1 protein-coding gene is annotated in these 582 nt (G+C 46.4%); it reads right to left on the bottom strand.

Annotated features, from left to right (window positions below; all coding sequences use genetic code 11):
• Nucleotides 1–425: PhzF family phenazine biosynthesis protein (locus AB7D94_RS15265; RefSeq protein ID WP_420266842.1), on the bottom strand; the 425-nt coding region annotated here is incomplete at its 3' end.
• Nucleotides 426–582 lie beyond the last annotated feature (157 nt).

Raw genomic sequence — 582 nt, 5'->3', positions numbered from 1 at the left:
GCCATAACCTCAATTGGACGCAGACCAAGCCCATCAATCAATACCGCTGGCGGTGTACAAGGTTTCAACGGGATTGCTGGAAAGTTCATGGATAGTAACGCGCCGTTGCGGTAAACAGGGAGTTTTCCACTGCGTGTTTCAAACTCGATGACGTCCATCTGGTAACCGAGAATATTAAATATGATATGAGCCGATGCCAGTGTTGCATGACCGCACAGATCAATCTCGGCAAGCGGGGTAAACCAACGCAGTTGAAACCCATTTTCGTTCGGGACGAAAAAGGCGGTCTCAGAGAGATTATTCTCCTGCGCAATGGATTGAAGGAGCTCATCCTCCAGCCACTGGTTAAGCGGGCAAACTGCGGCAGGATTGCCCTTGAATACCTGCTTGGCAAAGGCATCAATCTGATATTGTTTTATCTTCATCTGGCCAATAGTATTTTGACTTGTACGTTGGTTGATTTAGTGACAGCATTTTCAGGTGTTCTGGGTCTGTTAACAACACTGTGTCAGCCCCGAATTAGCCCTTAATGTCAATGTCCAATAATAACCTCCCTTTGAAGAAAATGGCAAGCTGAGAAAT

Source organism: Candidatus Magnetominusculus dajiuhuensis (assembly GCF_046044395.1).
GTDB classification, from domain to species: Bacteria; Nitrospirota; Thermodesulfovibrionia; order Thermodesulfovibrionales; family Magnetobacteriaceae; genus Magnetominusculus; species Magnetominusculus dajiuhuensis.
Note: the sequence above shows the minus strand (reverse complement) of the source record. Positions and strands in the feature narration are given on the sequence as shown.